We start from the raw sequence: 20,053 nt of genomic DNA, 5'->3' as shown, positions 1-20,053 counted from the left end.
CGATGCCATGGCCGCGCCCGGGGCCGCGCCGGGATTGCCGCACCATGCCCATCGGGATGGGAGCGGCGATCCGGCGGCGGCCGATCCGGCGGGCGTGGGCCGCGACCCGGCCGGGACCGTCCCAAAAGCGTTCAGATGCCGTCCAAAGGCCAGATGACCGTTGACAAAGTCGCCGCAACAGCCACCTTTCGCCCCATCATGCTGACACGCCGCCAGTTTGTCGCGTCCGCTGCCCTGCTCGCGGTGAGCGGTTGGGCCGGGCACTCTCTCATCTCTCCCGCCGCAGCGCAGAGCGCGGACCAGGGGGCAGCCTCGTTCATCCAGAAACTGGGGAACGACGCCATCGCAACCTTCTCGGATAAGAGCCTGTCGCGCGATCAGGCGATCCAGCGCTTCCGCAAGCTGCTGTACGCCGGTTTCGACGTGCCGTACATCGGGCGCTGGGTGCTGGGCCGCTACTGGAACAGCGCCAACGAGGCGCAGCGGTCCGAGTACCAGAAGCTGTTCGAACAGCTGATCGTCAACACCTATGCCGAGCGTTTCGTCGAATATTCGGGCGAGACCTTCAAGATCACCGGCGTCACCCCGGCCGGTGAATCGGACAGCATGGTGACGACGCAGATCGTCCGTCCCAACGGCCCGCCGGTGAATGTCAGCTGGCGTGTCCGCAAGGTCGGCGCCGATTACAAGATCATCGATGTGGTGGTGGAGAATGTCAGCATGGGCGTGACCCAGCGGCAGGAATTCGCCTCCGTCATCGAACAGAATGGCGGTCGCGTCGACGGCCTGATCCAGGCGTTGCGCCAGAAGGTCGGCCGCACCGGCTGACAGCCGGGCGGCAAGGCAGACAACAATCCGCAAAAGGCCGCTTTCCCGACGGGAAGCGGCCTTTTTCTTGTTCGGCTTGCCGGTGCTGCCATTGGCCGACCGTTCAGAAACCGTGACGCGCCTGCCCGAACGGGCTATCGTTGCCCCGACGCTGCTGTCTTTCGTCATACGGTGGATCCGGGAACCCGACGCCATGGCCGAACGCGATCCGAAAGAGATCGACGAACTCCGGACGATCATCCAGGCGCATCAGGCGTGGCTGAAGCGTCCGTCCAGCGGCCGGCGCGCCGATCTCAGCTTCCGCGACCTGTCGCGGCTGAACCTGGAGCGGGTGTCGCTGGCCGGCGCCAAGCTGGCCGGGGCCAATCTCAGCAACACCCGCATGGTGAAGGCCGACCTGTCGCAGGCCGATCTGTTCGGCGCCGACATGGAGGCGGTCAACCTGACCGGCGCCATCCTGACCGGCGCCGATCTGCGCGGCGCCAACCTGCACCGTGCGCTGCTGACCGACGCCAACCTGCGCGGCGCCGATTTCCGCGCCGGCGAACTGGTGGACAGCGGTGGAACGGACGGCAGCCCAACGGCCCGCGGCACCGGCACCACCCGGCTGACCGAAGCGAAGATGGAGCGGTCGATCCTGGCCGGCGCCAACTTCTCCGGCTGCGACCTGACCGGCGCCGACCTGAACGATGCCGACCTGACCGGGGCGGAGCTGACCTCGGCCGTGCTGATGGGCACCGATTTCTGCGGCGCCAACCTGGACGGGGCCGTGTTCGGCAACACGGTGATGGATCACGCCACGCTGACCCGCACCTTCATCCCCTTCGCTCTGCCGCCCGACGCGATCGTCCAGCCCAGCTACACCGCGATGCCTGTCGCCGAGTTCCTGGAGCTGGTGGAGCGGCACGAGCGCTGGGTCGACAGCGGCGGTGCGGAGGGGGCGCGGCTCGACCTCGACCTCGTGTCGGTGGCCGGGGCGGACCTGCATGGGCGGACGCTGGCGGCGGCCCGGCTGCGCCGCTGCCGTCTGCCCGGCGCCCGCCTGACCAAGGCCAGCCTGGAAATGGCGGAGCTGTCCTATATCGATCTGGACGAGGCCGACCTGCGCGACACCGTGCTGCGCGGAGCCACCCTGCGCCGCGCCTATCTGGCGCACACGCTGATGAATGGTGTGGACGCCCGACCGGTTCCGCTGGCCGGCGGCCGCGACTGGCCGGCCAATTTCGAGGGCGCCGACTTCTCGGACTCCGACCTGCGCGACTCCACCATGGGGCCGGCGGTGGTGCGGGGCGCCGTGTTCAAGAACGCGCTGACCGACCGGTCCGGCATCGACATGCCCGGCGCGTCCAGCCCCTTCCCCCCTCCCCCGCCGGAAGAGCGGCGGCGGCAGAAGCGCTTCGTCCGGCCCGGCATGGTCGTCCACACCGACCATGGCAGCTTCCCGGCCCGCAACTGGTCGGTGGGCGGGCTTTGCCTGCTGGCGGTCAACCAGCCCTACCAACGCGGCCAGACCTTCCAGGCCCGCGTCGTCCTGGCCGACCGGCAGGAGGTGGCCGCCGTCGCCAACCTTGTCGTCCTGCATCGCGACGAGGAGCGCGGCCAGCTGTCCGTCCGCTTCCACCAATATGGCGACGACCTGAAGGCGCTGCTGAAGACCGCCTTTCTGGAGCACCAGAAGATGGCCGGCTAAGGCCGGCAGTCATTCCGCCTTCCGCCGAACCTTCGAAAACACAGGATCGTTGATTCTCCGAAACGAACAGGGGGAACGATCCAAAGGACCTCCTGTTTGAAGGGAGCACGCCGGATGGGGGCAAGAGCCCGCCGGTCGACACCCGAAGGAGGCTCCCATGGCAGACGAACAGAAGCCCAGGAAAGTTGGTGTGTATGACGGCTCCGACGGCGGGGCCGGCAGTTCGGGTATGAACTGGATGTGGATCATCATCGGCCTGATCGTGGTCGCGATCGTCCTCTATCTCCTGTTCCGCTGACCCGGCAGCACCCGCCGCCATGACGGCCGACAACGGACCGCCCCTCGCCCGGAGCGCCGACAAAGGCGATGGCGAAGGCGATGCGGTCATTCCCCTGCACGACGAGTCGGTGACCGTCGGCAAGCAGCGGGTGGAACGAAGCCGCGTCCGCGTCACCACGCGCGTTTCCGAACGCGAAGAGATGGTCCGCGAAGCGCTGGAGCATGAAGAGGCCACGGTCACCCGCGTGCCCATCGATCGCGAGATCGACGCCCATCCCGGCATCCGCCAGGAAGGCGACGTGACGGTGATCCCGCTGGTCGAGGAAGTGCTGGTGGTGGAGCGCCGCCTGATCCTCCGCGAAGAACTGCACATCCGCAAATCCCGGCGCACCGTCGAAGTCGAGCAGCCCGTCACCCTGCGTTCCGAAGAGGCGGTGGTGGAGCGGGTCACAGCCCCGACCGCACCCGTCCGGTCCCCCAATCAGAACATGTCTGAGGAGTAAAGCCGATGACCAAGACCATCGTCGCCCTCTACGACCACCGATCCGACGCCGAAACCGCCTCGCGAGACCTGCAGGCCGCCGGTTTCGAGTCCAGCGCCATCGAAATCCTGTCGCACGGCGACCTGATCGGCGGCGGCTGGAGCGGCGGGACGTCCGCGACCGGAACCGGTATGGGCACCACCACCGGCGACGCGTCGCTGGGTGCGGCCAGCGGCATGGCCCGCACCGACCTGTCCACCGGCTATGTCGCCTCGCCCAACACGGTGCCGGGAACCGGCATGGGGGCCGGCACGACGGCGACGGGAACCACGGGCTACACGGGCTCCACGACCGGCACCGGTTCGGGCGGCATGCTGACCCGCCTCGCCGGCTGGGGCGTGCCGAACCGGGATGCGGAGGTTTATGCCGAAGGCGTCCGTCGCGGCGGCTCGCTGCTGAAGATCCGGCTGGACGAGGACGATGTCGACCGCGCCATGGAGGTGCTGGAGCGCGGCAATGTGGTGGATGTCGAGGCACGCGGCAGCGCCTATCGCGAGTCCGGCTGGACCGGATACGACGAGACCGCCGACTATTATGACGACCGCTCGGCGGAAGAGGAGCGGCTGCGCTATTCGCCGGGCCGCACCACCACCGAAGGGACTGGCCTGACCGGCGCCGCCGCCGCCATGCGTGACGTGAACACCGAACGCACCCGCACCGGCACGTCCGAACGGGAGGAGCAGATCCCGGTCGTCGAGGAGCAGGTCAACATCGGCAAGCGCACCGTGGAGCGCGGCGGCGTCCGCGTCCGCAGCTATGTCGTCGAGACGCCGGTCGAGGAGCAGGTGCGCCTGCGTGACGAGACGGTCACCGTCGAGCGTCGCCCCGGCGGCATGGTGGAGGGCAGCACCGAGGTTCCGGCCGACGCTTTCCGCGAACGCACCATCGAGGTGACGGAGACCGACGAGGAAGCGGTGGTCAGCAAGACCGCCCATGTCCGCGAGACGGTCGTTGTCCGCAAGGACGTCGAGGAACGCGCCCAGAGCGTCCGCGACACCGTCCGCCGCACCGAGGTCGAGATCGAGGACACGCGGGACGAAAACCTGCGCGACCGCCGCACCGACCGGTCGGACGACGTCACCCGCTAACGGGTTTGACCGTTCGCGGTCATGAAAAAGGCCGCCCCTTCCAGCCGGAGGGGGCGGCCTTTTCCGTCAGCCTACAGGATCAGCTGCGGACCAGCGGCTTGTACTTGATGCGGTGCGGCTGGTCGGCATCGGCGCCGAGGCGGCGCTTCTTGTCGGCCTCGTAATCCTGGAAGTTGCCTTCGAACCACTCGACGTGGCTGTCGCCCTCGAAGGCCAGGATGTGGGTGGCGATGCGGTCGAGGAACCAGCGATCGTGGCTGATGACCACGGCGCAGCCGGCGAAGCCCTCCAGCGCGTCTTCCAGGGCGCGCAGGGTGTCGACGTCCAGGTCGTTGGTCGGTTCGTCGAGCAGCAGGACGTTGGCGCCCGACTTCAGCATCTTGGCGAGGTGGACGCGGTTGCGCTCACCGCCCGACAGCTGGCCGACCTTCTTCTGCTGGTCGGGGCCGCGGAAGTTGAAGCTGGAGACGTAGGCGCGGCTGGGCATGGTCTTCTTGCCAAGCTCCACCAGATCGAGCCCGTCGGAGATCTCCTCCCACACCGACTTCTTCGGGTTCAAGCTGTCGCGGCTCTGGTCGACATAGCCCAGCTTCACCGTGTCGCCGACGCGGAAGGTGCCGGCGTCCGGCCCCTCCTGCCCGGTGATCATGCGGAACAGCGTGGTCTTGCCGGCGCCGTTCGGGCCGATGACGCCGACGATGCCGCCGGGCGGCAGGCGGAAGGACAGGCCGTCGATCAGCAGGCGGTCACCGAAGCCCTTGGCGATGTTCTCCGCCTCGATGACGACGTTGCCCAGACGCGGCGGCACCGGGATGACGATCTTCGTCTCGCCGGCCTGCTCCTTGCCGCTCTCGGCCAGCATCGTCTCATAGGCGGTGATGCGGGCCTTGCTCTTGGCCTGACGGGCGCGCGGGCTCTGCCGGATCCATTCCAGCTCTGTGGCGAGCTGCTTCTGGCGCGACTCCTCCTGGCGGCCTTCCTGCTCCAGGCGCTTCTGCTTCTGCTCCAGCCAGGACGAATAGTTGCCCTCGTAGGGGATGCCGGCGCCGCGGTCGAGTTCGAGGATCCAGCCGGTGACGCTGTCGAGGAAGTAGCGGTCGTGGGTGACCAGGACGACGGTGCCCTTGTAGTCCTCCAGGTGCTTCTGCAGCCACGCCACCGATTCGGCGTCGAGATGGTTGGTCGGCTCGTCGAGCAGCAGCAGGTCGGGCTTTTCCAGCAGCAGCTTGCAGAGCGCAACACGGCGCTTCTCACCGCCGGACAGCTTGGTCACGTCGGCATCGCCCGGCGGGCAGCGCAGCGCGTCCATGGCAATCTCGACCGTGCGGTCGATGTCCCAGGCGTCGGCGGCGTCGATCTTCTCCTGCAACTCGCCCTGTTCGGCCAGCAGCGCGTCGAAATCGGCGTCCGGATCGGCCATCAGGTTCGACACTTCGTTGAAGCGGTCGAGCAGCGCCTTGGTCTCCGCCAGCGCCTCCAGGACATTCTCCTGGACGGTCTTGGTCGGATCGAGCTGCGGTTCCTGCGGCAGGTAGCCGACCTTGGCGCCCTCCGCCACCCAGGCCTCGCCGGAGTAGTCCTTGTCGAGGCCGGCCATGATCTTGAGCAGCGTCGACTTACCGGCGCCGTTCACGCCGAGCACGCCGATCTTCACCCCCGGCAGGAACGAGAGCCACACGTTGTCGAGGGTCTTCTTGCCGCCAGGATAGACCTTGGTCAGGCCCTTCATGACGTAGACATACTGATAGGACGCCATGCGCCGCTCCGACTTTCTCAACCGGGGAATGAAAAAGGCGCCGCCGAACGGCGCCACTTCGCTGACCCGAGGTTTTAGCGCATAAGAACGGCGGGCGAAACCATGTTGGCTGATCGGAACGAGAGGGAGAGCAGCATTGGTCGAGATTTATGTGGACGGCGATGCCTGCCCGGTGAAGGCCGAGATTTACAAGGTCGCCGGCCGCACCGGCTGCAAGGTCTGGCTGGTCGCCAACGCGCCCTTGCGCCTGCCGACGGAATGCATGGCGGAACTGGTGGTGGTCAGCGACGGCTTCGACGCCGCCGACAACTGGATCGCCGAGCAGGCCGGACCGACCGACATCGTTGTGACCGCCGACATCCAGCTTGCCGACCGCTGTGTGAAGCGGAACGCGGTGGTGATCGGCCCGACCGGACGCCCCTTCACGCCGGACAGCGTCGGCTCGGCGCTCGCCACCCGCGCGCTGATGCAGGACCTGCGTGACATGGGCGTGGTCGGCGGCGGCAACGCGCCGATGAGCCAGCGCGACAAATCGCAATTCCTGCAGACGCTTGACCAAGCGGTGCAGGCGCTGAAGGCTGGGCGGCGGCCGAAGTTCCGGTGAGGGGCTGCGGCGGGTGCCCCCACCCCTGCCCTCCCCCGCTGACGCGGGAGAGGGAGTAAGCGCCAGTACGGCGGAGTTCTCTCTCCCACCGCCGGTGGGGGAGGGTTAGGGAGGGGGCCGCGCCCCCTTACACCCGCACCACCTTGCCCGGATTCAGCAGGTTGTCCGGATCGAATGCGCGCTTCAGGTCGCCCATGACGTTGAACGCTTCGCCGGTCTCCTGCTCCAGGAACGCCATCTTGCCGTAACCGATGCCGTGTTCGCCGGTGCAGGTGCCGCCCATCTCCAGCGCGCGGGTCACCATCTTGTCGGCAAGGCGCTGGGCCTCGGCCAGCTCGGCCGGGTTCTCCGGGTCGAGGACATAGACGAGGTGGAAGTTGCCGTCGCCGACATGGCCGACCATCGGGGCCAGCATGTTGGACTCGGCCAGATCCTGCTTGGTTTCCAGGATGCAGTCGGCAAGCCGCGAGATCGGCACGCAGACGTCGGTCGGCCAGCCCTTCGACCCCGGACGCAGGGCCAGCGCGGCGTAGTAGGCGTCGTGCCGGGCCTGCCACAGCTTCGATCGGTCCTCCGGCCGGGTGGCCCAGGCGAACTCCATGCCGCCATGCTCGGCGGCGATGGCGGCGACCATCTCCGCCTGCTCCTTCACGCCGGCCTCGGTGCCGTGGAATTCGAAGAACAGGGTCGGGGCGACCGCGTAGTCGAGCTTGGAGTATTTGTTGACGGCGTCGATCTGCACCTCGTCCAGCAGCTCGATGCGGGCGACCGGAACGCCGACCTGAATGGTTTGGATCACCGTGTCGACCGCGCCCTTGATGGTCTGGAAGGCGCAGACGGCCGACGAGACGGCTTCCGGAATGCCGTAGAGCTTCAGCGTCACCTCGGTGATGATGCCGAGCGTGCCTTCGGAGCCGACGAACAGCCGGGTCAGGTCATAGCCGGCCGCCGACTTGCGAGCCCGCCCGCCGGTCTTGATGACGCGGCCGTCGGCCAGCACCACGGTCAGGCCCAGGACATTCTCGCGCATGGTGCCGTAGCGCACGGCGTTGGTGCCGCTGGCCCGCGTCGCCGTCATGCCGCCGAGCGAGGCGTTGGCGCCGGGATCGATGGGGAAGAACAGGCCGGTGTCGCGCAGATGCTCGTTCAACTGCTTGCGGGTCACGCCGGCCTGGACGGTGACGTCCAGATCCTCCGGGCTGACGCGCAGGATCTGCTGCATGCCCGACAGGTCGATGGTGATGCCGCCGGCGAGCGCGGCGATGCCGCCCTCCAGCGAGGTGCCGGTGCCGAAGGGGATGACCGGCAGCTTGTGCTTCGCGCAGATCTTCACGATCGCGCTGACTTCCTCGGTCGAGTTGGCGAAGGCGACGCCGTCCGGCGGACAGGGCGTGTGATAGGACTCGTCCTTGCCGTGATGCTCGCGCACCGGCAGGGAGGTGGTGAACCGGTCGCCCAGCAGAGCCGTCAGCTCGGCCCGAGCCTCCTCGGTCAGGGCCGCGCGCGGCTGGGTGGTGGCGATGACGGTCATGGGTGTTGTCCTCCCCGGTCGATGAGTCACTGGAATGGTTCATTGGTATGACCAAGCGAGGCTAAAGCGGCAGGCAAGCCCTTGGCAAGACAGGCGCTGCGCAGGGGTGGAATGCCGGTGTGCGGCGGGTGAATACGAATGTGGGCCGCCATTGACTCACACGCGAGTGGGATCCATCATCACTCAATCGAATGGAGAGTGGCAGATGGCCGAACCGACGCTCACCGATGTGTTGAATGCGATCGCTGACATGGGCCGGCATTTCACCGGCAAGCTGGATTCCAACAGCGAGCGGCTCGACCGTTTGGAGCGTGACCTGCGCGACTTCAAGAACGAAATGACTACCTTCAAGAGCGAGATGCAGACCTTCCAGGAGGTTCAGAAGGAGAGGCATGTCGAACTGCGCACCGAGTTAAAGGTCGTCAGCGCCCGGCTGGACGAACAGCGCCAGACCATCAATGCCATGATCCCCACCCGCATCGCCGCGGTCCCGCCGGCTGCCGAGTGATGCCACACCTGTTGCACCGGCGGCGCAACAGTCCGTGCAACACCTGTTGCAGCGCCCCACCCTGCCGCACCACTCCCGACCGTTGAAAATCAAGAAAATCCGCTGAACTGATCATCTGGCACGGCGGTTGCTCTTACCCCTTCGAACCGCGCGTCGATCAACGGCGCGCCGCAACGAGGGGGAGGCGCAATCTTGGCTCCGGTCGTCGGCATCGTCGCCAATCCGGTTTCCGCCCGCGACATCCGCCGGGTCGTCGCCAACGCCACCAGCCTGCAGATCGCCGACCGGGCGAACATCCTGCTGCGGGTGCTGGCGGCGCTGCATGCCTGCGGCGTTCGCGACGTTCTGATGATGCCGGAGAATGGCGGCATCCGCGCCCATGTAGACCGCGGCATGATGCGCGCCCGGTCGCGCGGCGAGGACATCTACCCCGCTCTCCACCCGGTTTCGATGCCGATCACCGGCACCGTCGCCGACACCCATCGCGCCACCGCCGAGATGCGGCGGGCCGGCGTCTCGGCCCTGGTGGTGCTGGGCGGCGACGGCACCCACCGGGCGGTGGCGGCGGAATGCGGGACGGTGCCGATCGCCGGCATCTCCACCGGCACCAACAACGCCTTCCCCGAACACCGCGAGCCGACGATCACCGGGCTCGCCACCGGGCTGGCGGTCACCGGCCGGGTGCCGCCGCACATCGCCTTCGCCGCCAACAAGCGCATCGACGTGTCCCTCGACCGTGGGGCGAACGGCGGGGTGGTCACCGAGATGGCGCTGGTCGACGTGGCGCTGGTGACGGAGCGCTACATCGGCGCCCGCGCCCTGTGGCGGACCGAGAATTTCCGCGAACTCTACGTCACCTTCGCCGACCCGGAGGTGATCGGCATGTCGGCCATCGCCGGCCTGCTGGAACCCGTCGGCCGTGAAGAGAGCGGCGGCCTGATGGTGCGGCTGTCACCCGACGGCAATTGCCGCAGGAGCACCACGCTCCACGCCCCCATCGCGCCGGGGATGATGGCCCAGGTCGGTGTCACCGACTGGCGCCGCATGCCGGCCGACGTGGCCTTCGTGCCGGAGGTCACCGCCGGCTCAATCGCGCTGGATGGGGAGCGCGAACTGTCCTTCACCGAACGCGACCGTCTGTCCCTGACGCTCCGGGACGACGCCTTCCGCACGGTCAACGTCGCCGCGGTGATGCGGCACGCCGGCCAGAACCGGCTGCTGACCGGCACCCCGGTGCCCGTCACGGCCGCTTTCTAAACATCAAATCAACCAGGGAGAAAACACCTCATGGCCCAGAATCCCTTCCCCCTCGGCAAGGACGAGTTGCTGAAGGCCTACCGCACCATGCGGACGATCCGCGAGTTCGAGGAGCGGCTGCACGTCGATTTCGCCAAGGGCGACATCCCCGGCTTCGTCCACCTCTATGCCGGCGAGGAGGCCTGCGCCACCGGCATCATGATGCACCTGAACGACAATGACCGCATTGCCTCCACCCACCGCGGCCACGGCCACTGCATCGCCAAGGGCGTCGATGTCCACGCGATGATGGCGGAGATCTATGGCCGCTCCACCGGCGCCTGCCGGGGCAAGGGCGGGTCGATGCACATCGCCGACCTGTCCAAGGGCATGATGGGCGCCAACGGCATCCTCGGCGCCGGAGCGCCGCTGATCTGCGGCGCAGCGCTGGCGGCCAAGGTACGCGGCGACCGCGGCGTCGGCATCACCTTCGTCGGCGACGGCGCGTCGAACCAGGGCACCTTCCTGGAGAGCCTGAACCTCGCCGCGGTGTGGAACCTGCCGGTGGTCTTCGTGGTGGAGAACAACGGCTACGCCGAATCCACCGCGATGGAGTGGGCGGTGTCCTGTGACAGCTATGTCGACCGCGCCACCGGCTTCGGCATGCCGGGCGTCACGGTGGACGGCACCGACTTCTTCGCGGTGTACGAGGCGGCGGGCGAGATCATCCGCCGCGCCCGCGACGGCGGCGGCCCGGCTCTGCTGGAATGCAACATGGTCCGCTTCTACGGCCATTTCGAAGGCGACGCCCAGACCTACCGCGCCAAGGGCGAGCTGGAGGCGATCCGCGCGTCGCGCGACTGCCTGACCATCCTGTCGGAACGGCTGATCGAGGCCGGGGTGATTGCACGGGAGGAGTTGCAGGCCGTCGACCGCGAGGTGAATGCGCTGATCGAGGACGCCGTGCGCGCCGCCAAGGCCGCCCCGCTGCCGGCGGCGGAAGACCTGCTGAGCGACGTCTACGTCACCTACTGAGCCAATTCAAGAAACGCCAAACGCGCGGAGGAAACACATGTCCCGCAAGATCAGCATGAAGCAGGCGATCAACGAGGCCCTGGACCTGGAGATGCGCCGCGACCCCACCGTCATCGTCATGGGCGAGGACATCGTCGGCGGAACCGGCGCCCAGGGCGAGGATGATGCCTGGGGCGGCGTGCTGGGCGTCACCAAAGGTCTGTACGCCAAGCATGGCAACCGGCTGATGGACACGCCGCTGTCGGAATCCGCCTATATCGGCGCGGCCATCGGTGCCGCCGCCTGCGGGCTGCGGCCGGTGGCGGAGCTGATGTTCCTGGACTTCATGGGCGTCTGCTTCGACCAGATCTTCAACCAGGCCGCCAAGTTCCGCTACATGTTCGGCGGGAAGGCGGTGACGCCGGTGGTGATCCGCGGCATGGTCGGCGCCGGTTTCCGCGCCGCCGCCCAGCATTCGCAGATGCTGACCCCGCTGTTCACCCACATTCCGGGGCTGAAGGTGGTCTGCCCCAGCAACGCCTATGACGCCAAGGGCCTGCTGATCCAGTCGATCCGCGACAACGACCCCGTCATCTTCTGCGAGCACAAGAACCTCTACGGCCTGGAATGCGAGGTTCCGGCGGAGAGCTACGCCATCCCCTTCGGCGAGGCGAACGTGCTGCGCGACGGCGACGACGTGACCATCGTCAGCTATGGCCTGACCGTCCACCGCGCGATGGAGGCGGCGACGGCCCTGGCCAAGGACGGCACCGAGGCGGAGGTGATCGACCTGCGCACCCTGTCGCCCATCGATTGGGACACCATCGTCGAAAGCGTCGAGCGCACCGGCCGTCTGGTGGTGGTGGACGAGGCGCATCCGCGCTGCAACCTCGCCACCGACATCGCCGCCTTCGTCGGGCAGAACGCCTTCGGGGCACTGAAGGCCGGCATTCAGATGGTGACGGCGCCGCATACGCCCGTGCCCTTCGCGCCGTCGCTGGAGGACCTGTACGTCCCCAGCGCCGACAGCATCGCCAGCGCGGTGCGACGTACGTTGTCGCCCAAGGGCGCGCGCAGCATCGCGGCGTGAGGTAGGCGCCGGCCTGATTGCCCCCACCCTAACCCTCCCCCGCTGACGCGGGAGAGGGAACTCCGCCGCTATGGCGCTCACTCCCTCTCCCGCGAAGCGGGGGAGGGCTGGGGTGGGGGCATCCTTAGCAAAACAAGAAATTCCCCAGGAGACCGAGTTCCATGTTGAACGAGCGCATCAAGCCCATCGTCATGCCGAAATGGGGCCTGTCCATGTCGGAGGGCAAGGTCACCGGCTGGCTGAAGCGGCCGGGGTCCACCATCTCCATCGGCGATGAGCTGCTGGAGGTCGAGACCGACAAGATCACCAACGTGGTCGAGGCGGGAGAGACCGGCGTCCTGCGCCGTGTGCTGGGCGAACCCGGCACCGTCTATCCGGTCAAGGCGCTGATCGCGGTGTTGGCCGAACCCGACGTGCCGGACGACGACATCGACGCCTTCATCAGCGCCTATGCCGTCCCGGCCAGCGAAGACGACGGCGAGGCCGAGGCCGGCCCGCAGTACCACACCGCCGAGACGCCGGCGGGCACCATCCGCTACGCCAAGCGTGGGGAGAGCGGCCCGACCGTCCTGCTGGTGCACGGCTTCGGCGGCGATCTCGACAACTGGCTGTTCACCATCGACGCGCTGGCGGAGAACGCCACCGTTTATGCGCTCGACCTGCCCGGCCATGGCCAGTCGACCAAGCAGATCGCCGATCCCAGCCTGTCCGGCCTGTCGAAGGCGGTGCTGGGCTTCCTCGACACGGTCGGGGTGGAGCGCGCCCATTTCGTCGGCCATTCCATGGGTGGGGCGGTATCGATGCGCACCGCGCTCGACGCGCCGGGCCGGGTGGCGTCGCTGTCGCTGATCGCGTCGGCCGGCCTGGGCGAGCAGATCGATCACGGCTACATCCAGGGCTTCATCGGTGCGACATCGCGCCGCGACCTGAAACCGGTCCTGGAGACGCTGTTCGCCGACCGTGGCCTTGTCAGCCGCAATCTGGTTGACGACCTCTTGAAGTACAAGCGGTTGGATGGCGTGGACGAGGCGCTGCGGGCGCTGTCGACGTCGCTGTTCGCCGATGGCCGCCAAGCCAGCGTGCTCGCCGCCGGGGTCGCGGATGCGAAGACGCCCACGCTCGTCGTGTGGGGCGAGGAGGACCGCGTCATCCCCGCCGATCACGCCCAGGCGCTGGCGAACACGGCACAGGTCGCCGTCCTCCCCGGCGCCGGCCACATGGTGCAGATGGAGGCGGCCGGCAAAGTGAACGCGCTGCTGAAGGACCACATCGCCAAGGTGAGCTGAGGCGGCCCCCTTCCCGCCCCTCTTCCGGTTCCTGAACCCCTCGCCACCGGCGTGCGGCCGACAGCCAGCGCGCCGGCAGGAGACCGCTCATGCCTGATCTCAAGGACAAGAGCATCATCGTCACCGGCGCCGGCCGCGGCATCGGCGCCACCATCGCCAAGGCGCTGGCCGCCGACGGTGCCAAGCTGACCGTCGCCGACCGCACCGAGACCGACGCCCAGCAGGTGGCCGAGGCCATCCGCGCCGCCGGCGGCACCGCCATCGCCGTCACCGTCGATGTCCGCGACCGCGCCGCCGTCCGCCGCATGATCGACGAGACGGTGAAGGCCCATGGCCGGCTCGACGTCATTTTCAACAATGCCGGCATCGCCCAGACCAAGCCCTTCCTCGACATCACCGAGGACGACTGGCACACGGTCAACGACGTCAACGCAATGGGCGTGCTGATCGGCATGCAGGAAGCGATCAAGACGTTCAAGAAGCAGGGTGGCGGCGGCAAGATCGTCAACACCGCCTCCATCGCCGGCAAGCAGGGCTACGAGCCGCTGGCCCATTACTCCGCCAGCAAGTTCGCCGTCGTGGCCCTGACCCAGGCCGCCGCCCGCGGCTTCGGCAAGGACGGCATCACCGCCAACGCCATCTGCCCCGGCGTGGTGGCAACCGAGATGTGGAAGATCATCGACCAGGGATTCCGCGACACCGGCATCACCAAGTCCGAGAACGAGGCCTTCGACATGTTCGCCGCCGGCGCCGTGCTCGGCCGGCCGTCGCGTCCCGAGGACCTGGTCGGCGTCGCCCGCTTCCTCGCCTCGTCCGACAGCGACTTCATGACCGGCCAGTCCCTGCTGGTCGATGGCGGGATGGTGTTCGCCTGACCGTCCTGAACGCCTGCCCCGCTCATAAGAATAAATCCGGAGGACACATCCCATGAGTTCGACCGACACGATGAAGGCCGCCGTCTGGCACGGCCGCAAGGACATCCGCGTCGAAGACGTGCCGCTGCCGGGCGCCCCGCCGGCCGGCTGGGTGCAGATCAAGGTGCATTGGTGCGGCATCTGCGGGTCCGACCTGCATGAATATGTCGCCGGCCCGGTCTTCATCCCGGTCGACACCCCCCACCCGCTGACCGGCCTGAAGGGCCAGTGCATCCTCGGCCACGAATTCAGCGGCGAGATCGCGACGCTGGGCGAGGGTGTGACCGGCTTTGCCGTCGGCGACCGGGTGGCGGCCGACGCCTGCCAGCATTGCGGCGAGTGCTATTACTGCAAGCACGGCATGTACAACATCTGCGAAAAGCTGGCCTTCACCGGTCTGATGAACAACGGCGCCTTCGCCAGCCTGGTCAATGTCCCGGCCGAACTGCTCTACAAACTGCCCGACGGCTTCCCGACCGAGGCCGGCGCCCTGATCGAGCCGCTGGCGGTCGGCATGCATGCGGTGAAGAAGGCCGGCAGCATCGTCGGCGAGACGGTGGTGGTGGTCGGCGCCGGCACCATCGGGCTCTGCACCATCATGTGCGCGAAGGCGGCGGGTGCGGGCCGGATCATCGTCCTGGAGATGTCCGCCGCCCGCAAGGCCAAGGCGCTGGAGGTCGGCGCCTCCATCGTGCTCGACCCCAAGGAATGCGACGCGGTGGCGGAGGTGAAGGCGCTGACCGGCGGCTATGGCGCCGACGTGTCGTTCGAGTGCATCGGCCACCGCGACACCGCCAAGCTCGCCATCGACGTGATCCGCAAGGCCGGCAAGGCGGTGCTGGTCGGCATCTTCGAGGAGCCGAGTTCCTTCAATTTCTTCGAGATCGTCGCCACCGAGAAGCAGGTCATCGGCTCGCTGGCCTACAATGGCGAGTTCGCCGACGTCATCCGCTTCATCGCCGACGGCCGCATCGACGTGCAGCCTCTGATCACCGGCCGCATCACCCTGAACGACATCGTCAGCGGTGGCTTCGAGGAGTTGGTCGCCCACAAGGACCGCAACGTGAAGATCATCGTGCAGCCGCAGGCGGTTCCTGCTGCCGCCGAACAGCCGGAGCTCGTCCACTGATGGCCCTGCCCGCGATGCACATGAAGCCCGCCCGCCCGGAGCACCGGGCCGAAAAGCCGGCCTGGCTCCGCGCCCGCGCGCCCGGCGGGGCGGCGTTCGAGGACACCCAGTCGCTCGTCCGCCGCCACGGGCTGAACACGGTCTGCGAAGAGGCCGCCTGCCCCAACATCGGCGAATGCTGGAGCAAGCGGCACGCCACGGTGATGATCCTGGGCAGTGTGTGCACGCGGGCCTGCGCCTTCTGCAACGTCGCCACCGGCCGGCCGGACGCGCTCGATCCCCACGAACCGGACCGGCTGGCCGAGGCGGTGGGTGAACTTGGCCTTGCCCATGTCGTCATCACCTCGGTCGACCGCGACGATCTGCCGGACGGCGGTGCCGGGCATTTCGCCCGCTGCATCCGCCGCCTGCGCGACACCTCCCCCACCACGACGGTGGAGGTGCTGACGCCGGATTTCCGCAACAAGCCAGGGGCGGTGGAGGCGGTGGCGGATGCCCGGCCCGACGTCTACAACCACAATCTGGAAACCGTGCCGCGGCTCTACGCCGATGTGCGGCCGGGAGCGCGCTATTACGGCTCGCTCCGTCTGCTGGAACGGGTGAAGGAGCGCGACCCGTCGATCTTCACCAAGTCCGGCATCATGGTCGGGCTGGGCGAGGAGCCGGCGGAGGTGTTGCAGGTGATGGACGACCTGCGGGCGGCGGGCGTCGATTTCCTGACCATCGGCCAGTATCTCCGCCCCACCCCCAACCACCACCCGGTTGCCCGCCACGTCACGCCCGAGGAGTTCGAGCGCTATGGCACGGTGGCGCGGGCGAAAGGCTTCCTGATGGTGTCGGCGACCCCGTTGACCCGCTCCTCCCACCACGCCGGCCGTGACTTCGAGGAGTTGCGGCGGCGGGCACGGGCGTCGGCAATGGGAGCCGCCGCACCCCAGGGAGCGGAGACAGTCTGATCGACTTTCGCCGGTCGTCATTTTATCTATTAAGAATGAACGCTCCCAAGGAAGACACGTTGGCGGTCCGCATCAGCCGGGTATTGGCGGAGCGGATCATCGCCGGCACCATCGCCCCGGGTTCCCGGCTTCGCCAGGACCACATCGCCGAGGAATTCGGGGCAAGCCATGTCCCGGTGCGGGAGGCGTTCCGCCGGCTGGAAGCGCAGGGTCTGGTGGTCAGCGAACCGCGCCGCGGCGTGCGGGTCGCCTCCTTTACCCTGGCCGAGGTGAAGGAAGTGGCGGAGATGCGGGCGGCGCTGGAGGTCCTGGCCTTGCGCCATGCGGCGCCCAACCTGACCGCCGCCATCCTGGACGAGGCGGAGGACGCGACCGGAGCGGTCGATTCCTCCCGCGACGTCCGCAGTTGGGAGGAAGCGAACCGGCGCTTCCACCGGCTGCTGCTGGCGCCCTGCAACATGCCGCGGCTGCTGGCGACCATCGACGATCTGCATGCGGCCAGCGCCCGTTTCCTGTTCGCCACATGGAGGTCGGAATGGGAGGCACGCACCGACCACGACCACCGTGCGATCCTTGGCGCGCTGCGGCGGGGGCAGGTGGATGCCGCCTGCGCCACCCTTGCCCGCCATGTCCAATGGATCGGCCACCGCCCGGTTCCGGTTTCCGGTGGCAAGCACCGGGACAGCTTCGCCATCGTCGGCTGAAGTTTTATCTATAATTCGCTTGCGCAGGAAGCGTGGCTGTGGATTCGTTATAGATAGTTCCAGTGATTATCTATAATCGGAATCCTGCAGCATGAACCATCCATCGATCCTCAGCGAGGCACCCAACCGCAAGGCTCTCAGGGGAGCCGCCTTTCCTGCGGCCGGCGCCGTCCTGCTCGGCGTCTGCCTCCTCACGCTGTCGGCAAAGATCCAGGTGCCGTTCTGGCCGACGCCGATGACGCTGCACACGCTGGCCGTCATGGCGATTGCCGTGGCCGCCGGTCCGCGGCTTGCGACCGCCACCCTTTTCGCCTATCTGGCCGCCGGCGCGGCGGGATTGCCCGTTTTCTCCGGCACGCCGGAGCGTGGGATCGGGCTCGCCTATATGGCGGGACCGACCGGCGGCTATCTGGTGGGTTATTTCGCGGCAGCTTGGATCACCGGCACGCTTGCGCAAGGCCGCGGCAGCGTCGGCCGGGTCGGGGCGATGTTGGCCGGACTGGCCGCTGTCTATGCGCTGGGCCTCGCATGGCTGGCCCTCTTCGTTCCAGCCGGCCGCCTCCTCGACCTCGGCTTCACCCCCTTCATCCTGGGCGACCTGACGAAGATCGCGATGGTCGCGGCCGGCGCGGCGCTTCTGCCGACCCGGCTGCTGCCCGGTTGCCGTCGGGAGGGGTCCAACCGATGAGCACCACGACCGACCTCCAGGCCGGACCGGAAGCGAAGACGACGCCCGATGCCGACTGCCCGGTCACTTGGACCGAGGCCGCGGCGCGCGAGCTTTACGACCTGCCTTTACCCGAGCTTCTGTTCCGGGCGCAAACCCTCCACCGCCGGCATTTCGATCCCAACGAGGTTGAAACGGCGACGCTGCTCAGCATCAAGACCGGCGGCTGTCCGGAAGACTGCGGCTATTGCTCTCAAAGCACCCATCACAAGACGGGCGTCAAGGCGACGAAGCTGATGGAGGTCGACAGCGTGTTGGCCGAAGCGCGGAAGGCACGGGAGGCCGGCGCCACGCGGTTCTGCATGGGGGCGGCGTGGCGCAGCCCGAAGGACCGCGACCTTGACAGTGTCTGCCGGATGATCGAAGGCGTCCGGGCGCTGGGCCTGGAGACCTGCGTGACGCTGGGCATGCTGGCGCCCGAGCAGGTCCGGCGGCTGGGTGATGCGGGGCTGGATTACTACAACCACAACATCGACACCTCGCGCGCTCATTATTCCAGGATCGCGACCACCCGGACGATGGACGACCGGCTGGACACGCTGAGTCTCGTCCGGAAAGGCGGAATCAAGCTGTGCAGCGGTGGAATCATCGGCATGGGCGAGACGGTGGACGACCGCATCGCCATGCTGGTCATCCTGGCCAACCTGGCCCCGCCGCCGGAAAGCGTGCCGCTCAACATGTGGAACGCCATTCCCGGCACGCCGGTGATGGACAGGGCGGAACCGGCCACACCCATCGCCTTCATCCGGCTGGTCGCCCTCGCTCGCCTGCTGATGCCGGCCAGCGTGGTGCGGCTATCGGCCGGCCGCCATGCCATGAGCGACGAGTGGCAGGCCCTGTGCTTCTTGGCCGGGGCCAATTCGATCTTCACCGGCGATACCCTTCTGACCACCGGCAACCCCCAGCGTGCGCAGGACGCCGCACTGCTGGCGACGCTGGGAATGCGGATGGCGCCGGGACCGGTCAGGTCAAATGCTGCCGTTGCAGGTAGTCCTCGCTCTGCATCTCCATCAGCCGGCTGACGGTCCGCTCGAACTCGAAAGCGTGGGTGCCTTCCGGATAAAGGCGTTCGGGCGGGCCCTCGGCGGCGATGACGACGTTCACCTTGTGCTCGTACAGCGCGTCGATCAGCGTCATGAAGCGCTTGGCCTCGTTGCGCAGCTCGTCCTTCATCGTGGGCACGTGGTTAATCAGCACCGTGTGGAAATGGGTGGCGATGGCCAGATAGTCGGCCGCCCCCAGCGGCTTGCCGCACAGGTTCCAGAAATCGACCCAGGCCACGCATTTGGCGGCACGGTCGATCTCGACGCGGCGGCCCTGCACCGTCAGGTGGCAGGGCTCGCCAGCCGCATCGCCGGTCAGGTCGGAGAAGGCCTTGGCAAGGGCGGCATCCGATGCCGCGCCCAGCGGGTGGTGGTAGATCGGCACGCCCTTCAGACGGTCCAGACGATAGTCGGTCGGGCCGTCCAGCGACAGGATGTCGAGCTTGTCCTTGAGGAGCGCGATGAAGGGCAGGAACAGCTCGCGCTGGAGCCCGTCCTTGTACAGCATGTCCGGCGGCCAGTTGGAGGTCGCCACCACCACCACGCCCAAATCGAACAGGTTGGTGAACAGCCGGCCGAGAATCATCGCATCGACGATGTTGGTGACGTGGAACTCGTCGAAGCAGAGCAGCCACGCCTCGTCCGCCAGCGCGCGGGCCAGTTCGGGCAGCGCCTCGTCCGGGCCGTCGCCCTTGCCCTTGCCCTTGCCCTTGCCGGACTGGCGGTGGTCGTGGATGCGCTGGTGGATCTCCAGCATGAATTCATGGAAATGGACGCGCCGCTTCTTGTCGACCGGAGCGGTCTCATAGAACAGGTCCATCAGCATCGACTTGCCGCGCCCGACGCTGCCGTAGATGTACAGCCCCTGCGGCGCGGTGGAGGCGATGTCCGGCGGCGGCGGGGTGGCGCGGCGGCGGCCCAGGCCGAACCGTTCCAGCCACCCTCCCCCGGCCGGCTTGTCGTCGCCGGCGGGCTGCGGCTGATAGCCCTTCAGCGCCTGATACAGGCTTTGGAACTTCTCCGCCGCCAATTCCTGGTCGGGATCGGGGCGAAGCGTGCCGCTGCCGCGGCGGGCGCGGTAGAGCGAAAGCGGTCCGTCGGTCATGGGACTATGGGCAATCCGGCTGC

The 20,053-nt window shown here is 67.8% G+C and carries 20 protein-coding genes; 17 read left to right on the top strand and 3 right to left on the bottom strand.

What is annotated here, in order from left to right; genetic code table 11:
- Positions 1–153 precede the first annotated feature (153 nt).
- The 5 genes from M5E06_RS02975 to M5E06_RS02950 all read left to right on the top strand — a co-directional run bounded on the left by M5E06_RS02975 (position 154) and on the right by M5E06_RS02950 (position 4,427).
- Positions 154–828, top strand: coding sequence for an MlaC/ttg2D family ABC transporter substrate-binding protein (locus M5E06_RS02975; protein WP_247882708.1), 675 nt, complete (start codon positions 154–156; stop codon positions 826–828).
- Between the two features lie 193 nt (positions 829–1,021).
- On the top strand, positions 1,022–2,518 hold the full coding sequence (locus tag M5E06_RS02965) for a pentapeptide repeat-containing protein (RefSeq protein ID WP_286208606.1): 1,497 nt from the start codon (positions 1,022–1,024) through the stop codon (positions 2,516–2,518).
- Between the two features lie 157 nt (positions 2,519–2,675).
- Positions 2,676–2,816, top strand: coding sequence for a hypothetical protein (locus M5E06_RS02960; RefSeq protein ID WP_158282065.1), 141 nt, complete (start codon positions 2,676–2,678; stop codon positions 2,814–2,816).
- A gap of 19 nt (positions 2,817–2,835) precedes the next feature.
- Entirely contained in the window at positions 2,836–3,300 is a 465-nt protein-coding gene (locus M5E06_RS02955) for a YsnF/AvaK domain-containing protein (RefSeq protein ID WP_109153274.1), read from the top strand.
- A gap of 5 nt (positions 3,301–3,305) precedes the next feature.
- Positions 3,306–4,427: a YsnF/AvaK domain-containing protein gene (locus M5E06_RS02950; protein ID WP_252137100.1), complete on the top strand. Its 1,122-nt coding sequence runs from the start codon at positions 3,306–3,308 to the stop codon at positions 4,425–4,427.
- A 79-nt stretch (positions 4,428–4,506) separates the two neighbouring features.
- On the opposite strand, the gene ettA is transcribed toward M5E06_RS02950, so the two are convergent.
- Complete coding sequence (ettA, locus tag M5E06_RS02945; RefSeq protein ID WP_252137099.1) at positions 4,507–6,183, bottom strand: energy-dependent translational throttle protein EttA; 1,677 nt, start codon at positions 6,181–6,183, stop codon at positions 4,507–4,509.
- A gap of 136 nt (positions 6,184–6,319) precedes the next feature.
- Here ettA and M5E06_RS02940 point away from each other — a divergent pair, with 136 nt between their 5' ends.
- Positions 6,320–6,787, top strand: coding sequence for a YaiI/YqxD family protein (locus M5E06_RS02940; protein ID WP_109153277.1), 468 nt, complete (start codon positions 6,320–6,322; stop codon positions 6,785–6,787).
- A 127-nt stretch (positions 6,788–6,914) separates the two neighbouring features.
- Here M5E06_RS02940 and M5E06_RS02935 read toward each other — a convergent pair whose 3' ends face one another.
- Positions 6,915–8,318 carry an FAD-binding oxidoreductase gene (locus tag M5E06_RS02935; protein ID WP_252137098.1) on the bottom strand — a complete coding sequence of 468 codons (1,404 nt, stop codon included), beginning with the start codon at positions 8,316–8,318 and terminating at the stop codon, positions 6,915–6,917.
- A 205-nt stretch (positions 8,319–8,523) separates the two neighbouring features.
- On the opposite strand from M5E06_RS02935, the gene M5E06_RS02930 reads away from it, so the two are divergent.
- From M5E06_RS02930 to bioB, 11 genes are all read left to right on the top strand, one after another.
- Entirely contained in the window at positions 8,524–8,826 is a 303-nt protein-coding gene (locus M5E06_RS02930; RefSeq protein ID WP_252137097.1) for a hypothetical protein, read from the top strand.
- Between the two features lie 192 nt (positions 8,827–9,018).
- The gene (locus M5E06_RS02925; protein WP_252137096.1) at positions 9,019–10,083 is read left to right on the top strand and encodes an ATP-NAD kinase family protein; all 1,065 of its coding nucleotides are present in this window, start codon (positions 9,019–9,021) and stop codon (positions 10,081–10,083) included.
- 30 nt (positions 10,084–10,113) lie between these two features.
- A complete protein-coding gene (locus tag M5E06_RS02920) occupies positions 10,114–11,097 on the top strand; it encodes a thiamine pyrophosphate-dependent dehydrogenase E1 component subunit alpha (protein WP_109075236.1) in 984 nt (327 codons plus the stop codon).
- A 37-nt stretch (positions 11,098–11,134) separates the two neighbouring features.
- Positions 11,135–12,166 carry an alpha-ketoacid dehydrogenase subunit beta gene (locus tag M5E06_RS02915; RefSeq protein WP_252137095.1) on the top strand — a complete coding sequence of 344 codons (1,032 nt, stop codon included), beginning with the start codon at positions 11,135–11,137 and terminating at the stop codon, positions 12,164–12,166.
- Between the two features lie 161 nt (positions 12,167–12,327).
- Positions 12,328–13,452: an acetoin dehydrogenase dihydrolipoyllysine-residue acetyltransferase subunit gene (locus tag M5E06_RS02910; protein ID WP_252137094.1), complete on the top strand. Its 1,125-nt coding sequence runs from the start codon at positions 12,328–12,330 to the stop codon at positions 13,450–13,452.
- A gap of 89 nt (positions 13,453–13,541) precedes the next feature.
- Complete coding sequence (locus tag M5E06_RS02905) at positions 13,542–14,327, top strand: glucose 1-dehydrogenase (protein ID WP_252137093.1); 786 nt, start codon at positions 13,542–13,544, stop codon at positions 14,325–14,327.
- Positions 14,328–14,379: 52 nt separating this feature from the next.
- Positions 14,380–15,495 carry a 2,3-butanediol dehydrogenase gene (locus M5E06_RS02900; RefSeq protein WP_252137092.1) on the top strand — a complete coding sequence of 372 codons (1,116 nt, stop codon included), beginning with the start codon at positions 14,380–14,382 and terminating at the stop codon, positions 15,493–15,495.
- Positions 15,495–16,451, top strand: a complete 957-nt coding sequence (lipA, locus tag M5E06_RS02895) for a lipoyl synthase (protein ID WP_252137091.1) — start codon at positions 15,495–15,497, stop codon at positions 16,449–16,451. Before M5E06_RS02900 ends, lipA begins: the two co-directional genes overlap by 1 nt.
- A 59-nt stretch (positions 16,452–16,510) precedes the next feature.
- A complete protein-coding gene (locus tag M5E06_RS35445; protein WP_286208605.1) occupies positions 16,511–17,155 on the top strand; it encodes a GntR family transcriptional regulator in 645 nt (214 codons plus the stop codon).
- A gap of 91 nt (positions 17,156–17,246) precedes the next feature.
- On the top strand, positions 17,247–17,843 hold the full coding sequence (locus M5E06_RS02880; RefSeq protein WP_252137090.1) for a biotin transporter BioY: 597 nt from the start codon (positions 17,247–17,249) through the stop codon (positions 17,841–17,843).
- Positions 17,840–18,904: a biotin synthase BioB gene (gene bioB, locus M5E06_RS02875; RefSeq protein WP_252137089.1), complete on the top strand. Its 1,065-nt coding sequence runs from the start codon at positions 17,840–17,842 to the stop codon at positions 18,902–18,904. The genes M5E06_RS02880 and bioB overlap by 4 nt, the downstream gene beginning before the upstream one ends.
- Here bioB and zapE read toward each other — a convergent pair.
- Entirely contained in the window at positions 18,846–20,030 is a 1,185-nt protein-coding gene (gene zapE / locus M5E06_RS02870; RefSeq protein WP_252137088.1) for a cell division protein ZapE, read from the bottom strand. The genes bioB and zapE overlap by 59 nt on opposite strands.
- Between the last annotated feature and the right edge of the window lie 23 nt (positions 20,031–20,053).

Source organism: Azospirillum sp. A1-3 (assembly GCF_023806445.1).
GTDB lineage: Bacteria > Pseudomonadota > Alphaproteobacteria > Azospirillales > Azospirillaceae > Azospirillum.
This window is presented reverse-complemented; position numbering and strand designations above follow the sequence as displayed.

Coding starts and splice junctions, on each gene's coding strand:
- M5E06_RS02965 (WP_286208606.1), top strand. CDS start 1,022: ATGGCCGAACGCGATCCGAAAGAGATCGACGAACTCCGGACGATCATC.
- M5E06_RS02975 (WP_247882708.1), top strand. CDS start 154: ATGACCGTTGACAAAGTCGCCGCAACAGCCACCTTTCGCCCCATCATG.
- M5E06_RS02920 (WP_109075236.1), top strand. CDS start 10,114: ATGGCCCAGAATCCCTTCCCCCTCGGCAAGGACGAGTTGCTGAAGGCC.
- M5E06_RS02950 (WP_252137100.1), top strand. CDS start 3,306: ATGACCAAGACCATCGTCGCCCTCTACGACCACCGATCCGACGCCGAA.
- M5E06_RS02910 (WP_252137094.1), top strand. CDS start 12,328: ATGTTGAACGAGCGCATCAAGCCCATCGTCATGCCGAAATGGGGCCTG.
- M5E06_RS02900 (WP_252137092.1), top strand. CDS start 14,380: ATGAGTTCGACCGACACGATGAAGGCCGCCGTCTGGCACGGCCGCAAG.
- ettA (WP_252137099.1), bottom strand. CDS start 6,183: ATGGCGTCCTATCAGTATGTCTACGTCATGAAGGGCCTGACCAAGGTC.
- M5E06_RS02935 (WP_252137098.1), bottom strand. CDS start 8,318: ATGACCGTCATCGCCACCACCCAGCCGCGCGCGGCCCTGACCGAGGAG.
- bioB (WP_252137089.1), top strand. CDS start 17,840: ATGAGCACCACGACCGACCTCCAGGCCGGACCGGAAGCGAAGACGACG.
- M5E06_RS02905 (WP_252137093.1), top strand. CDS start 13,542: ATGCCTGATCTCAAGGACAAGAGCATCATCGTCACCGGCGCCGGCCGC.
- M5E06_RS02955 (WP_109153274.1), top strand. CDS start 2,836: ATGACGGCCGACAACGGACCGCCCCTCGCCCGGAGCGCCGACAAAGGC.
- M5E06_RS02880 (WP_252137090.1), top strand. CDS start 17,247: ATGAACCATCCATCGATCCTCAGCGAGGCACCCAACCGCAAGGCTCTC.
- zapE (WP_252137088.1), bottom strand. CDS start 20,030: ATGACCGACGGACCGCTTTCGCTCTACCGCGCCCGCCGCGGCAGCGGC.
- lipA (WP_252137091.1), top strand. CDS start 15,495: ATGGCCCTGCCCGCGATGCACATGAAGCCCGCCCGCCCGGAGCACCGG.
- M5E06_RS02960 (WP_158282065.1), top strand. CDS start 2,676: ATGGCAGACGAACAGAAGCCCAGGAAAGTTGGTGTGTATGACGGCTCC.
- M5E06_RS02915 (WP_252137095.1), top strand. CDS start 11,135: ATGTCCCGCAAGATCAGCATGAAGCAGGCGATCAACGAGGCCCTGGAC.
- M5E06_RS02930 (WP_252137097.1), top strand. CDS start 8,524: ATGGCCGAACCGACGCTCACCGATGTGTTGAATGCGATCGCTGACATG.